Origin of the sequence: Frondihabitans sp. PAMC 28766 (assembly GCF_001577365.1) — a bacterium.
Lineage (GTDB): Bacteria > Actinomycetota > Actinomycetes > Actinomycetales > Microbacteriaceae > Frondihabitans.
Map to the genome: position 1 here is coordinate 80,768 of NZ_CP014513.1, position 13,478 is coordinate 94,245.

Annotated in this window: 16 protein-coding genes; 7 read left to right on the top strand and 9 right to left on the bottom strand. The window is 71.6% G+C overall.

All coding sequences use genetic code 11. The features are described 5' to 3' along the window. Window positions 1-16 precede the first annotated feature (16 nt). The 3 genes from AX769_RS00345 to AX769_RS00355 all read right to left on the bottom strand — a co-directional run bounded on the left by AX769_RS00345 (window position 17) and on the right by AX769_RS00355 (window position 3,522). The gene (locus tag AX769_RS00345) at window positions 17-979 is read right to left on the bottom strand and encodes a beta-ketoacyl-ACP synthase 3 (RefSeq protein WP_066274660.1); all 963 of its coding nucleotides are present in this window, start codon (window positions 977-979) and stop codon (window positions 17-19) included. 172 nt (window positions 980-1,151) lie between these two features. Next, window positions 1,152-2,366 (bottom strand): winged helix DNA-binding domain-containing protein, encoded by a 1,215-nt coding sequence (locus AX769_RS00350; RefSeq protein ID WP_066274664.1) that lies wholly within the window; start codon window positions 2,364-2,366, stop codon window positions 1,152-1,154. A gap of 55 nt (window positions 2,367-2,421) precedes the next feature. Next, window positions 2,422-3,522: a saccharopine dehydrogenase NADP-binding domain-containing protein gene (locus AX769_RS00355; RefSeq protein WP_066282940.1), complete on the bottom strand. Its 1,101-nt coding sequence runs from the start codon at window positions 3,520-3,522 to the stop codon at window positions 2,422-2,424. Between the two features lie 96 nt (window positions 3,523-3,618). On the opposite strand from AX769_RS00355, the gene AX769_RS00360 reads away from it, so the two are divergent. Further along, on the top strand, window positions 3,619-4,194 hold the full coding sequence (locus AX769_RS00360) for a TetR/AcrR family transcriptional regulator (RefSeq protein ID WP_066274667.1): 576 nt from the start codon (window positions 3,619-3,621) through the stop codon (window positions 4,192-4,194). Between the two features lie 167 nt (window positions 4,195-4,361). Here the strand turns inward: AX769_RS00360 and AX769_RS00365 are convergent, their stop codons facing one another. Together AX769_RS00365 and AX769_RS23505 are read right to left on the bottom strand one after the other, a co-directional pair. Then, window positions 4,362-4,763: a hypothetical protein gene (locus tag AX769_RS00365; protein WP_066274670.1), complete on the bottom strand. Its 402-nt coding sequence runs from the start codon at window positions 4,761-4,763 to the stop codon at window positions 4,362-4,364. A 158-nt stretch (window positions 4,764-4,921) separates the two neighbouring features. Beyond that, entirely contained in the window at window positions 4,922-5,116 is a 195-nt protein-coding gene (locus AX769_RS23505) for a hypothetical protein (RefSeq protein ID WP_066274673.1), read from the bottom strand. Between the two features lie 130 nt (window positions 5,117-5,246). Between AX769_RS23505 and AX769_RS00375 the strand changes: the two genes are divergently transcribed. Both AX769_RS00375 and AX769_RS00380 read left to right on the top strand, forming a co-directional pair. Beyond that, window positions 5,247-6,128 carry an NUDIX domain-containing protein gene (locus AX769_RS00375; protein ID WP_066274675.1) on the top strand — a complete coding sequence of 294 codons (882 nt, stop codon included), beginning with the start codon at window positions 5,247-5,249 and terminating at the stop codon, window positions 6,126-6,128. A 39-nt stretch (window positions 6,129-6,167) separates the two neighbouring features. Further along, on the top strand, window positions 6,168-6,623 hold the full coding sequence (locus tag AX769_RS00380) for a hypothetical protein (protein WP_066274679.1): 456 nt from the start codon (window positions 6,168-6,170) through the stop codon (window positions 6,621-6,623). A 10-nt stretch (window positions 6,624-6,633) separates the two neighbouring features. Here the strand turns inward: AX769_RS00380 and AX769_RS00385 are convergent, their stop codons facing one another. Next, window positions 6,634-6,972, bottom strand: a complete 339-nt coding sequence (locus tag AX769_RS00385; RefSeq protein ID WP_066274681.1) for a hypothetical protein — start codon at window positions 6,970-6,972, stop codon at window positions 6,634-6,636. Window positions 6,973-7,163: 191 nt separating this feature from the next. Between AX769_RS00385 and AX769_RS00390 the strand changes: the two genes are divergently transcribed. Both AX769_RS00390 and AX769_RS00395 read left to right on the top strand, forming a co-directional pair. Beyond that, complete coding sequence (locus tag AX769_RS00390) at window positions 7,164-7,448, top strand: hypothetical protein (RefSeq protein ID WP_066274682.1); 285 nt, start codon at window positions 7,164-7,166, stop codon at window positions 7,446-7,448. Window positions 7,449-7,644: 196 nt separating this feature from the next. Beyond that, the gene (locus AX769_RS00395; protein WP_066282942.1) at window positions 7,645-8,127 is read left to right on the top strand and encodes a helix-turn-helix domain-containing protein; all 483 of its coding nucleotides are present in this window, start codon (window positions 7,645-7,647) and stop codon (window positions 8,125-8,127) included. A 198-nt stretch (window positions 8,128-8,325) separates the two neighbouring features. Here AX769_RS00395 and AX769_RS00400 read toward each other — a convergent pair whose 3' ends face one another. Next, window positions 8,326-8,880 (bottom strand): TetR/AcrR family transcriptional regulator, encoded by a 555-nt coding sequence (locus AX769_RS00400; RefSeq protein WP_239451883.1) that lies wholly within the window; start codon window positions 8,878-8,880, stop codon window positions 8,326-8,328. Window positions 8,881-8,985: 105 nt separating this feature from the next. Between AX769_RS00400 and AX769_RS00405 the strand changes: the two genes are divergently transcribed. Next, window positions 8,986-9,891, top strand: coding sequence for an aldo/keto reductase (locus tag AX769_RS00405; protein ID WP_066274683.1), 906 nt, complete (start codon window positions 8,986-8,988; stop codon window positions 9,889-9,891). 83 nt (window positions 9,892-9,974) lie between these two features. Then, window positions 9,975-10,847 (top strand): GDSL-type esterase/lipase family protein, encoded by an 873-nt coding sequence (locus AX769_RS00410; protein WP_066274686.1) that lies wholly within the window; start codon window positions 9,975-9,977, stop codon window positions 10,845-10,847. Window positions 10,848-10,901: 54 nt separating this feature from the next. Here AX769_RS00410 and AX769_RS22735 read toward each other — a convergent pair whose 3' ends face one another. Continuing rightward, entirely contained in the window at window positions 10,902-12,269 is a 1,368-nt protein-coding gene (locus AX769_RS22735; RefSeq protein WP_239451884.1) for a GAF domain-containing serine/threonine-protein kinase, read from the bottom strand. Between the two features lie 230 nt (window positions 12,270-12,499). Next, a complete protein-coding gene (locus tag AX769_RS00420; protein ID WP_066274688.1) occupies window positions 12,500-13,456 on the bottom strand; it encodes a hypothetical protein in 957 nt (318 codons plus the stop codon). Between the last annotated feature and the right edge of the window lie 22 nt (window positions 13,457-13,478).

Sequence of the window (13,478 nt, forward strand, 5' to 3'; positions counted from 1 at the left end):
CCGAGTGAGCGAGGTGCTAGCGGCGCGTCGGGGTCGTGACGACCTGGCCGGCGAAGGCGAAGCCGCCCCCGAAGCCCATCAGCAGCGCGGGCACGCCCTCGGGCAGGTCGCCGCGATGCCACGCCTTCGACAGCCCGAGAGGCACGCTCGCCGCCGAGGTGTTGCCCGACTCGACCACGTCTTTGAGCACCCACTTGTGCTCGCCGTCGAGGGCCTTCGCAATCGGCTCGACGATCCGCAGGTTGGCCTGGTGGAAGGCGAGCACCCGGATGTCGTCGAGGGTGAGCCCGGCATTCGCCACGACCTGGCGGGCGTGGCCTTCGGCCTCGGAGATGGCCCAGCGGTAGATCGAACGCCCCTCCTGGGAGAAGCGCTGCGGGTCGCCGTCGACGAGCACCGCGTTGACCAGCTCGGGCACGGAGCCCCATTCGACCGGGTGGATCTCGGGCGTGTCGCTGGCCTGGATCACGGCGGCTCCGGCCCCATCGCCGATCAGCACGCAGGTCGAGCGGTCGGTCCAGTCGACGAGCCCCGAGATCTTCTCGGATGCGATGACGAGCGACGTGCGGGCGGAGCCGGTACGGATCGACTGGTCGGCGAGCGCCACGGCGTACTCGAAGCCCGAGCAGGCCGTGTTGATGTCGATGGGCGCGGGGCCGTTCAGCCCGAGCGCGACGGCGACGCGACCGGCGGCATAGGGAGTGCGGTCGGTGGCGCTGGTCGAGGCGACCAGCACCTGGTCGACCTCGCTCGGGTCGATGCCCGCGTCGGCGAGTGCCGCTCGCCCGGCCTCGATGGCCATGGTCGAGACGGTGTCGCTCTCGCTGCCGATGTGACGCGTCTTGATGCCCGTTCGCGTGGTGATCCACTCGTCGCTCGTGTCGACCATGGTCGACAGCTCGGCGTTGGTGAGGATGCGCTCGGGCTGGTAGTGACCCAAGCCGATGATGCGGCTGCCGGCGGCGGGCGTGTGGTTCATGAGACATGACGCTACGCCCGGGCTCGGGCGGGCGCTGTTCGCGACCGCTACAACGATCCGGCCGCGCCTTTGTCGGGCTGCCGCCACCGCGCCCTGCGGCACCCCGCGTTTCGGCCGTGCTCCCAGCGCCGCGGCGCGGGGAGGTCGGCCGGAATCAGGGGTGTCGCGAACGCTAGGCCGTTAGGGCGCGCTCCAGCGCCGTGCGGAAGACCGGCGTCACGGTCGCGCCGCCGAGCCGCGCCTGCAGTGCCGCGGCGGCGCGCGACGCGGCCTCGGCGACGGCTGCACCGCGCTCGGCGACCACCCTCACCCGCACCTCACCGCCGGGCGCGATCGCCCAGCCGCCGACGATCTCGCCGTCGCACCAGAGCGTCGGCCCGAGGTTGCCGTTGCGGTCGTAGAGCAGCGCGAGGTCGACGGCCGTGAACCAGTCGCGGGTCTTGTAGCCCATGGGGGTCGGGTCGAGGGCCGGCAGGAGCGTGACCACGGGGGCGTCGGCCCCCGATCCTGCGGCCGCCTCGATCGCAGCCTCGTCGAGCCCGCGATGCGCCAAGGGTTCGTCGAGCATCACGCCCGGCGCGCCGTCGAGCGAGACCTCGGCGAGCGGCAGCCCATTCAGCGCCGCGCGAACCCCCGCCTTCGTCCAGCCCGTCCACCACTCGATGTCGCTGACGGGTGCCGGGCCGAACGCCTCGAGCCACGCGCGGACGAGCGCGACCTGCGCGTCGGGGGTGCCGAGGTCGGGGAGGCCCGAGGGCCACCAGCGCTCGAGGGGCTCCCAGCGGTGCTGCCGGGCCGTCCACGCGCCGGTCGCCGTGCCGCGCACCATGCGCGCCTCGCAGCTCATCACCACGAGCAGGCTCGCCGTCACGTTCTGCGGCAGGTCGGACTTCGCCCGCGGCGGGATCAGCGTGCGCAGCCGCGGCTCGGCGGCCCCGAGCTGTGCACCGGTGGCCGACCCGAGCTCGACGAGGGCGGCGTGGGCGCCCTCTCCGACCGACTCGATCCACTCGCCGATGTCTCCCTCGACGGGCGGCACGCTGCCGTTGCGCGCCAGGCGATTGACGAGCTGCCGCCGCAGCGTCGCGGCCAGCGGCCGACTCGCCGCGGCCTGCACCACGGGCACCGTCTCGACGGGGAAGACGAAGAGCGTGCGCCGCATCGCCATCCAGCGCACGAGCGACCGTCGCTCGTACATCGCCGTCTGCACGTCGTCGATCGTGGCGCCGTGCCCGCGGGCCAGCACCGAGAGGTAGGGGGTCGCAGGATCGGTGGCGTGCAACCCGACGAGACACCTCGCGACCTCGTCGGGGCCGGTCGCGTCGCCCGCCAGATGGTGTCGGCGCGTGACGAGCGCTCGGCGCTGCCCGGCGGTGACGTCTCTCATGCCCGGACGGTAGCAGGGGCCGCCGTCGCTCCAGGCCACGCCGGTGCGACAGCGGCTAGACGAACTCGGCGCCGACCGACTCCGCGAGCGACGTGCCGAAGAGCGTGGCCGGCGTGAAGGCGCCCGGCCGACCCTCGCCGCGCGCGAGCCGCGCGGCGGTCTCGGCGCAGGCGGCCGCTGTGAACTCGCCGGCGTCGCCGATCCGCAGCCAGGCCTCGCGGGTTTCGCCCGAGGGCCACTCGACCCGCGCGTGGCCCCAGGAGTGCGCCCGGGGAGCCGGCTGATCCTTGAACTGGATCTTCGCCAGCCGGCCTGTCGCAAATCGGCGGGCGGGGCCGATGCGGAAGATCGCCGTGGCGAGCGGCATGACCGCTCGGATCGCAGGATTCGACGGCACAAGGCCCGAGCCGGCCGTGACGTCGTCGGCGTCGCTGGCCTGCCAGGCCGCCAGGAGTTCGCCGCTCGGCCCCGCCCCGGTCGACACGCGGTCGCCGTCGGGCGTCGTCAGAGTGGCGAAGTCCGTCGCGACTCGGACCCGACGGACGAAGCGGCCGCCACGAACGGAGCCGCCGCCGAATGCCGCGACGTCGGCGATCGTCTCGGCGAGGGCTTCGCCGAGCAGACCTGCCTCGGAGGCGAGCGAGGCGATCGCGTCGACCCTGACCTTCGCCGGGCGGGGGCGCCCGTCGCAGAGCTTGACGACGGCGCTCTCGATCGCGGTGACGCCGAAGCCGGCGCCCGCCACGAGGGTCTGGCCGGCCGCCGCGGCCTGCCGGTCGAGACGCAGGATGTCCTGCACGGCGGCGAACTCGTTCGAGAGGTCGACGTACGAGGTGCCCTCGGGCAGCGCCCGCGCCACGACCAGTGCCGTCCGTGTGAACGGGCCGACGAGGTTGATCACCACGGAGGGCGCGTCGGGGCCGGCGCTCTCGCGGATGGCAGCCAGCTGCTGGTCGAAGGTGCCCGCCACGATTCGAGTGTGGGCGCCGTGCTTGTCGGAACCGTGATTGTCGGAACCGTGCTTGTCGGCGAGCGCCTGGAGCCGCTCCCGGTTTCGACCGACGAGGACGAGCGGCAGACCGCGTTCGTGCAGAAGGGCTGCGATGTCTCGGCCGGTGCGGCCGGTGGCCCCCAGGATCCAGATCTCGTTCGTCACGATGTTCTCCTCGCTCAGTGATGACACGAAATGTCATCGCGTCTGAGCAGCACTGTACACATGATGACACGAGATGTCATGACTAGAATCGGACCCATGAGCCGATGGGAGCCGAACGCGCCGGAGCGCCTCGAACGCGCCGCGCTCGACCTCTTCGCCGAGCAGGGGTTCGCCGAGACGACCGTGCCGCAGATCACCGCACGCGCCGGGCTCACCCCGCGCACGTTCTTCCGCCACTTCGCCGACAAGCGCGAGGTGCTGTTCGCCTACGAGGCCGACTTCCCGACGATCGTCGCCGAGCTGATGGTGGCGGCACCGGCCGAGCTGTCGACCATGCAGCTCATCTCGACGGGGCTCGAGACCCTCGCCCGCACGAAATTCGAGCCGGAGGCCGACACGATCCTGGCCCACGACGCCGTCGTCCGGTCCGACCAGAGCCTGCGCGAGCGCGAGCTGACGAAGCGCAGCGCCCTGGCGTCGGCGATCCACGACGGCTTCGTCGCACGCGGCGAGGGCGAACTCGACGCCGCCCTCGCGGCCGAGCTGGCCGTCACCGTGCTGAACGTGTCGCTCGCGCGCTGGATCGCGGGCGGTGCGGCCGAGCCGCTGACCGGCATCCTGCGCCAGACGCACCAGCGCCTGACCGCTCTCGCGTCTGCTCCCGCCCGCTGAACCTCCCCCAGCGTCGAAATCGCGACCGATCCGGGCGCCGGATCACACCCGTTACTGCCGCAGAGCGGTTTCCAGTGCAAATGGGTCGCGATTTCGGCACCGCGAGGGTGCACTGGCAGGCAGGATGCCGAGGAACGGCGGGGTGGCGAGCGGGTTGCCGAGGCAGGCTAGGCGGCAGCGGGCACGAGGCCGCGGCGCGCCGGCCGAAGGCTGACGCGGTACTGCAGCGGCACCGCGGCGCCGGCCGGGATCAGCTCGCGCCCGTCGTGCGGGTCGCGGAGCGGCAGGTCGCCGGCGAGCAGCGGCACCGTCGTGTAGCCGGCCTCCGCCTCGCGGCGCGAGGTGCGCGGCAGGGCGACGAGGCAGAGCGGCAGGCCGATGAGCGCCAGCACCAGCGCCACGACGGGGGCGATCGACGTGTCGAAGTCGCCGACACCACGGGCCGTCATGGCCAGCAGCACGGTGACGAGCCCCAGCACGCCGACGACGCCGAGGGCGGCGGAGACGACGGTGACGAGCACCCAGGTGTAGGCCGACAGGCCGCGGACGAGGCCGGTGTTCGGGTTCACGCGACGCTCCTTCTCGAGAGGTGGGGCGCAGGATCCTGGGCCCAGACCCTCAGCGTAGGTTTCAGCCCGCTCTCGGCGCGCGTCCACCTTCGGGTGACAAGCCCGGCCGCTTCTCGTGACATTCACGCGGGCGACCTGCCACACTGACAGACATGGACTCAGTGATCGCCAACGCCTACGAAGACCTCACCGTCGAGCTCGCGCAGGACGAGGACGACGACGTCACCGTCACCGACGAGGGCCTCGAGGTCGACGGCAACCTGTTCGCCTACCTCGACGGCGAGAGCCTCGTCGTGCAGCTGCCGAAGGAGCGCGCCGACGATCTCGTCGAGCGCGGTGTCGCCTCGCGACACGCCGACGGCGGCGACTGGGTCGGGATCGCCGACCCGAACTCTGGCTCGAGCTGGCCACCGAGAGCCACCAGTTCGTCGGCGAGCCGGCCGTCGGCGGTCAGAGCTAGTCGGCCCGAGCCAGCCGACCGTCGTGGAGCTGCGGCTCTCCGAGAAGGTTCGCGAGCGCGACGCAGCGATCGCCCGCGGCGACCGCGAGTCCGTCGAGCCTCGCGACGCCGCGTCGGTGATCCTGCTCGACACGTCGGCGAGCGACTCCGGTCGCAGCTCCGAGCCGAGCGCCTTCCTCCTCGTGCGGCAGGCGACCCTGCGGTTCGCGCCGGGCATGGCCGTCTTCCCCGGCGGCGGAGTCGACCCGCGAGACTTCGATTCGGCCGTCGTCGGGCCCGACGTCGTCACCTGGGCCACTCGCCTCGGCGTCGACGCCGCCTTCGCCTCGGCCCTCCTCTGCGCCGCCGTCCGCGAGACGTTCGAAGAGACCGGCGTGCTGCTGGCCACGACCCCCGACGGGCAGTTCGTCGACCCGCAGGACGCCACGTGGCGCGAGACGAGGCGCGCCCTCGAGGCCCACGAGCTGGCATTCTCCGAGGTGCTCGCCACACATCGCCTCGTGCTCCGCAGCGACCTGCTCACGCCGTGGGCGCGGTGGACGACGCCGCGCTTCGAGAGGCGCCGCTACCGCGTGTGGTTCTTCGTGGCGCGTCTGCCGGCCGGGCAGCGGGCCGCCGCGGTCTCGACCGAGAGCGTGACCGCGAGCTGGCGCCCGCTGTCCGACGCGCTGGCCGACGCCGACAGCGGCGCGCTGGCCATGCTGCCGCCGCAGTACTATTCGCTCGCCGAGCTGCGTGCCGAGGGCGTCCCTGAGGCCGGGCCCGACGGTGCGCGGGCGCTGCCCGTCGTGGAGCCGTCGGTCGGAATCGATGCCGAGGGCGCCTACCTGCGGCTGCCCGACGAGATCCTGCGCCATGGCACCGTCTCCGGTCGAGGCGAGGGGAATGCCAGCGACCTTCGGTAGCGTTCAGCGACTGGACGACGACACGAGGGGAACACGCGCATGGAGGTCACCGCCTTTCTGGCCGACTCGGCCGAGACGGTCAACGGCAAGATCTACGCGATGGGCATCGGCTGGGATCTGCTCGTGTCGCAGTCGTTCCCGTTCGCCTTCCCCCGCGTCGCGCTCGGCATCATGATCCACGTCGGCTGGACCGACACCGACGCCCCGCACGAGTTGCGGGTGCACCTCGAGACCGAGGACGGCGCGCTGGTGCCCCTGACGCAACCCGACCCCCGCGACCCAGAGGGCGCGGTCACGACCGAGTGGGGTTCGACGTTCTCGGTCGGGCGCCCGCCCGCGCTCAGCCCGGGGTCCGACCAGATCGTGCCGTTCTCACTGAACGTGAACGACCTGGTCTTTCCCGGCCCGGGCGGCTACTCGTGGGTGATCTCGATCGACGGCGAGGTGACGACGCACCTGCCGTTGAAGGTCGCGCTCGTGCCGACCGCGGCGTGAGGTCGCCGGTCTAGAACTCGAGATCCTGCCCGCCGATTTCAGCCGCCGACGGTTGGTCGGACGCCCTCGCCTGCGGGTTCGCGAGCCTCGCCGACTCGGCCTCGAACAGGTCGACGAGCTGCTGGTCGACGATCTCGTCGAACGAACTCGACTCGTCTTCGGCGACCATCTGGCTGGCCGGCCCGAGCAAGAAGCTCGCGTGCCCCACCGACCCGTCGTCGCGGCGGACGGGGATGTCGACCGTGGCCGACGAGCCCCTCCGGGCCAGCGCCGAGGCGTAGCGCAGCAGGCTCTGGGCGATTGCGGTGCCGGTGAGAAGGGACTCGTCGACATAGTGGATGCGTTCCATACGTCCAGGCGTACCTTCCCGCCGGGTGGGCCGCCGCAATTGTCAGGGGATACTCGCCCGGTTGTACCCCCTCGTCGGCTCCTGATAGCCGATACTCGCCCACGAACACGGTTGTCAAGGGGTGACCGCCGCCCTTTGCGTCAGGTCGGTGTCGAGTGGTTGGATTCTGCCGGAAGAGAGGAGCGACAACCATGGGCCCCGACAGCCATTACCACCGCCAGCCCGGTGTCTCGCCGGTGCGCATCAGCGTCTACCCGAAACGCCGCCTCTCCGATCTGCCGGAGGGCCTTCGCTCGATCCCCGCGCCGCGACCGCTCGAGCTGCCTCGCGACTACAGCGCGGCCTACGTCGACTTCTTCCGCCACGGGACGCTGTCGCCGATGACCTCGTTCAGCCACGTCGTCGACGACCCCGCCGCGGGGTCGATGCTCGATGCACCGGAGGATGCCGAGGCGGGCCTCGCCGAAGGCGCCTGAACCCGGAAGGCGGCGATGCTGGTCGAACGATCGGTCGGCCTCGCCGCCGGCATCCTGCTCGTCATCGCCGGGCTGGTCATGGGGCGTCTCGCGCGGAGGCCACGGTGAGCCGCCGCTCCGAAGGCCGCGAGGCGCGGCGGCAGCCGCTGCGGCTGTGATCCGGCTGGCTTCGCAGCGCGCCGGGTACCATTCCGGCATGAGCTCGCAGCGCATCCCCGCCGTCACCGAGAGCACGCCGCAGTGCTCGATCGAGCGTAGCGTCGACGTGCTGGGCGACCGCTGGAGCTTTCTGCTGCTGCGCGAGACGATCCTCTACCGGCACACGCGATTCAGCGAGTTCCAGAAGGGCCTCGGCATCGCGACCAACGTGCTGGCCTCCCGCCTCGACACGCTCGTCGACGCGGGCATCCTGCGACGTGTCGACTATCAGGATCCCGGCTCCCGCACCCGGCCCCGCTACGAGCCCACTGCTGCCGGCGAAGACCTGCGCGTGGTGCTGGCCGCGCTGCAGCAGTGGGGCGACGAGCACCTCCCCCGGCACGACGGCCCCACGATGCTGCGCCGCACCGCCCACGACGGGTCGCCCGTGTCGGTCGGCTTCGTCGACGGGAGCGGCCGCGCCCTCGCCTCGCAGGACGTGCGGATCGTGCCGGCGCGCGGTGCTGCGTCCGTAGCCTGATCGCCCCGGCGCCGGCACTCGACGCCGGCGTCACCCACACGGGCGGCACCCGCACTGGGGTGCGGGTCGCACCACTCCGCCGGGGTGTGCACCCCGAACCATTGACGCGAGTTCCCTAGCTCGTTTGCCAGGGGCGGTCGCTGTGATCGCGACCGCCCCTTTTCTCCTTCTGTCCCCGCGCGCGCCACCCACCCCGAATCAGTGCGAGCGGAGCCCGTCGACGAGAAGATCGAGCATCCGACCGGCCTGATCCCGGTCGGATGCCTCGGCAGTCGCCAAGAAGACCCCGATCAGACTGACCACGACGTCGTCGGCCGCGATGTCGTCGCGCAGCAGCCCCGCGTCCGCGCCGCGGTCGAGCAGCAGGGCGACCGTCGCCCGCACCCGCTGTCGCGTCTCGCCGGCGCCGGCGAGGCCCGCGTTCAGCAGCACCCGCAGAGTCTCGGCCATGCCGCGCTTCGCCTGCACGAAGTCGCCGTAGCGGTCCATCCACACCCGCAGCGCCCGATCGGGCCGCATTCGCTCGAGCAGGGGCGCTGCGCTCGCGCAGACCGCCGCGAGCTCGGTGCGGTACACCTCTTCGACGAGCGCCTCGCGCGTCGGGAAGTGGCGGTAGAGGGTGCCGATGCCGAGCCCGGCCGCCCGGGCGACGGCCTCTAGCGAGACGGGCGACGGGCCCGTGTGGCCGGCGAAGGCGTCGCGGGCGGACTCGAGCAGCAGTTCGCGGTTGCGCTGGGCGTCTCTGCGGGGCACGATACGGAGGCACCTCCGGTTTCTGATAGAGTCAATGAAACGGAGGTTCCTCCGCATCGATTCGATTCTGCCATGCACGCAGCACACGCACGAACGGAGAAGTCCATGACCAGCAACGACCACCCCACCCCCGGCGGCACCTTCCCTCTGGGCGACCAGACCGTCGCGCGCATCGGCTACGGCACGATGCAACTCGCCGAGCGCCCCGGGCGGCCGCCCGTCACGGGCGACGAGGCCGTCGCGATCCTCCGGCACGCTGTCGAGCTCGGTATCACGCACTTCGACACGGCCGAGTTCTACGGCGAGGGCACGGCCAACGGGTTCCTCCGCGAGGCTCTGCGTCCGTTCGACGGCATCGTGCTCGCGACGAAGGTCGGCGCGCGGCGCGACCCGAGCGCGACGCCATCGCTGGTCGCAGCCCAGAAGCCGCACGAGCTGCGCGAGCAGGTCGAGCAGAACCTCAGCACTCTCGGGGCCGAACGCCTCGACGTCGTCAACCTCCGCCGGGCAGACGCACAACCCGGAATCATCGCCACCGGCGATCAGGTCGTGCCGCTCGACGATCAGCTCGCCGAGCTCGCCGCGCTGCGAGACGAGAGCAAGATCGGCGCGATCGGGCTCAGCAACGTCAGCATTGATCAGCTGCGGCAGGCACTGCCGGTCGGTATCGCGTGCGTCCAGAACGCGTACAACCTCGTCGAGCGCTCGGCCGAGGCCGTCCTCGACCTCTGCGCCGCCAACGGTGTCGCCTGGGTCCCGTTCTTCCCTCTCGGCTCCGGCTTTCCCGGCGTGCCCAAGGTCACCGACGAGCCCGTCGTTCGCGACACCGCCGCACGCCTCGGCGCGACCCCGTCGCAGGTCGGCCTCGCGTGGCTGCTCGCGCACTCGCCGAACACCCTCATCATCTCGGGCACGTCGAGCGCCGACCACCTCGACGAGAACGCCGCCGCAGGCGATCTCATCCTCGACGGCGAGTCGATGGCGGCTCTCGACGCCCTCGTGCGGCCGTAGCCACCCGCAGACGCGCGCAAGACGGCTTTCGCCCCGTTCGGGGCATGTCGGTCAAAAGGAGGACCTGCCAAGATCGAGAGGTCATGCGCCTCACTATTCCCACCAGCCTCATCCGTCTCGCGAAACCGCTGCTCCGCGTGCACCTCGGGCTGTACCGCCGCGAGGTGGCAAGCGCGCCCTACCCCGTCGACGAGCCGGAATACGAGGTGGCCGGCACCGACCCCGACCGGCTCGCCTTCATCGGCAGCATCGCGGTCTCCGGCTTCGGGGTGCTACGGCACGGCATGAAGACGTCGAGCCAGGTGGCCCAGCGAGTGGCGGCAGCGAGGCTGCGAGGCTGCACCTGGAGCGAGGTGACGAGCCCCACGCTCACCGCGAGCAACACGATGCGCGAGAAGACGCTGGTGCCCCAGGGCACCCGAGCCGCCGTGATCCTGCTCGGAATCACCGATGTCCTGCTCGGCACCGCACCCTGCGAATGGGCGAGGGATCTCGACGCCGTCGTCGAGCGGATCCGCGACGAATCCGGCGTCGAGACGGCGATCGTGCTCGCCGGAGTGCCGCCGATGACCGAGTTCCGGGCGATCCCGCCGGTCGCCGCGCGACTTCTGACACGCCAGATCGACGCCCTGAACACCGCGACCGCAGCGTTCGCCTGCGATCGCGCGGGCGTGACCTACGTGCCGTTCCCCGTCTGGGACGTCGGCGCGCTCTTCATCCAGGACGCCCTCTCGTGGGCGACGATGCACCGCCTCTGGGCGAAGGCGATCGCGCCCGCCGTGATCGAGCACCTCGAGGGTGCACCGGCGACCGCCGCCACCACCGGCGCTTCTGCCGGCGCCTCCACCGTCCGCTCTGCCGGTGGCTCCACCGGCGCTTCTGCTGGCGCCTCCACCGTCCGCTCTGCCGGTGCCCCGGCCGGCGCCTCGGTCTCGGCGCGAGCCGCGGCTCGCTGAACTTCAGCTTCCGGCAGCGACGAACCACCTCGGGCCACCGCCGGCACTCGACGGTCAGCGCGCCGTGCGCTCCGCCGACGGGCGCGCGAGGTTGCCGGTCGTGACCCGCAGCGTCTCCTGCCGCAGCTCCAGCTGCCCGGCGACGAGCGCCGCCAGATCCTCGAGGTTCGCGAGGTCGTCGGGTGACGCGTGGCCGGCGACGAAGTCGATCACCGAGAGCGTGCCCATGGCGCGGCCGTCGTGCCGAACGATCGGCACGCCGACATAGAAGCGCAGCCCGAGAGGGCCGGTGACGAGAGGGTCGTTCTTGACCCGGCTGTCGATCCTGCCGTCTTCGATCACCACGGCCTCGGAGTGGCCACCCATCACGGGCGCGAGTGCGAACCGCTCGGCGAAGGCGCTGAGGCCGGGGCGTAGGTGCGACCGGAACCAGGTGCGGTCGTCGTCGACCACGCTGATCACCGACATCGGGGCCGAGAACAGCCGCGCGGCCATGGCCGTGACCCGGTCGAGCGACTGGGCGGGCACAGTGTCGAGGAGCGGCGACGTCGCGGGCGACTCTGCGGCCGACCGGCCGGACGACGGCACGAACACCTCGTGCGAGTCGCGGTGCCTCGAGCTCTCGGCGATCACCGCCTGGCGCAGCAGCGTGACGAGCTCGACACCGACAGGCCGGGCGGCAGGATCACGATGGGTCATCAGGGTGAGCAGCTCGCGCCACTGATCCGTCAGCTCGGCCGGCACGACGGGGTCGCGCGACAGCCGTGCCACCGCCGACTCCACGAGCGAGCCGCCGAATTCGAGGTGGTGCGTGAAGCACTGCAGCAGCACGAGGCCCAGCGAGTAGACGTCGCTCGCCGGCCCGACCGTGCCGCCCATCGCCTGCTCGGGGCTGAGATACGCGGCCGTCCCCGTGGTCACGCCCTCGGCGGTCAGCCGCTCGACGTCGTCGCTCAGCGCGATGCCGAAGTCGGTGAGGCGGGCACGGGCCCGCGGCGACTCGGCGCCGTAGTCGACGAGCAGGATGTTCGACGGTTTGATGTCGCGGTGCACCACACCGTGCTGCTGGATGTAGTCGAGCGCCTCGGCCATGTCGTAGCCGATCTCGGCGATGTGGCGGGCCGAGATGGGCTCGCCGGCGAAGCGGTCCTGGAGGTTCTGGCCGGTGATCAGCGGCATCACGAGGTAGCGGTCGGGCCCGTCGACGCCCGCGTCGAGGAGGGTGACGATGCTGTGGTGCTCGAGCGATGCCAGCACTCCGAGCTCGGCCTCCTGGCGCGCCGGGTCGACGGTGTTCGCGTGGAAGACCTTGACCGCCACCTGGCGGCCGAGCTGCTCGTCGACCGCCCGGAAGACCGTGGACATGCCACCTCGGCCCACGGGCTCTTCGAGGCGATAGCGCCCGGACAGGGTTCGACCCACGTCTTCTCCTCCGGCGCCTGGCATTCGAACCTCGACCGTATCGGGCGGCACGCCGCGGTGCCCGCCCCCGATCAGGGGGCAGACAGCGGAGGGCGCGTGCCCTCGGTCGACGGCCGGCCGGCCGTCAGCCCGTCGAACCACGCGATCCCGTCCACACCACCAAATCCCGTGGTTCCATCCGATGCCCGTGGTTCGTCATCGCCGGCGGCCCGCGCACGCCCCACCCGAATCTACGGCGGACGCAGGAGCGGCACCCCCGCGCGGCGAAAGATCGAAGCGAGCCGACGCGGTTGCTCGAGGTCGCGCCAGACGCACCTCCCGAAACCGTTCACGTCCGGGCAGGCTCGGAGGCGGTCCTCTCGCAGCTTCTCGGCGAAAACCACGTCCGCTGGAGTCCTCCCGTTCAGGTAGCGGGCCTGCGAATACTTCACGAAGCCGTCGAACTCGACAACGATGCCCTGCTCTTCGAACCAGAAGTCGACATCACCGATGACGCCGTCGGCATCGGCGAAAGGGCGCTGCAACACCGGCTTCGGCGCCCCCAGGCGATGCGCCAGCACTCGAGCCCAGGACTCCCCCGGTGATTGGGCGTCGCCGTCGGCGAAGTCCAGGCTCGCTGCGGCCGCAGCTCGGGCCCGGGCTCGAGGCCGGGCCTCGAGCTGCACGCCAATGGTCTCTCGGTCGGCGAGTTCGCAATGCAGCACGTAGTCCAGAACGACGACCGCGTCAGGCATCGGCAGCGCCAGCGCGAGGTCGGCCGCAGTTCGGGCCATCGAGGTGACGCGGACGCCCTCCACCATCACGACGTCTTCATTCGGCAGAGGCCCGGCATGTTTAGCCACCCCATTCCAGGCCTGCGAAGTCGTGCGCGCAGGGTCGGTGACGTGAACCCTGTCCGGCGGGGGCCCCAGGCTGGGCAGGCGGTGGATGGCGGCTGCCGAGCCGTGCGAGACGACAACGCGTGGAGACAGACGCGGCAGTGCCGCGTGTACGCGAAGGACGTGGCCCTGGCGACGATCCAGCCCGGTGAGGTCGGTCGCCGCGACGTAACCGCCGGTGTGAACACGGACGAGCTCTCCGCGCAGACATCGGTCGGGCAGCGCGCGAGTGAAGCGCGTGTCGAGAGCGCTCGGGCGGAGCACCGGAGGCCGGGAGGGCGAGAACGGAAGAAGCGAGTCGTCTTGCATGCTTGTGATCCTGATGCGTTCT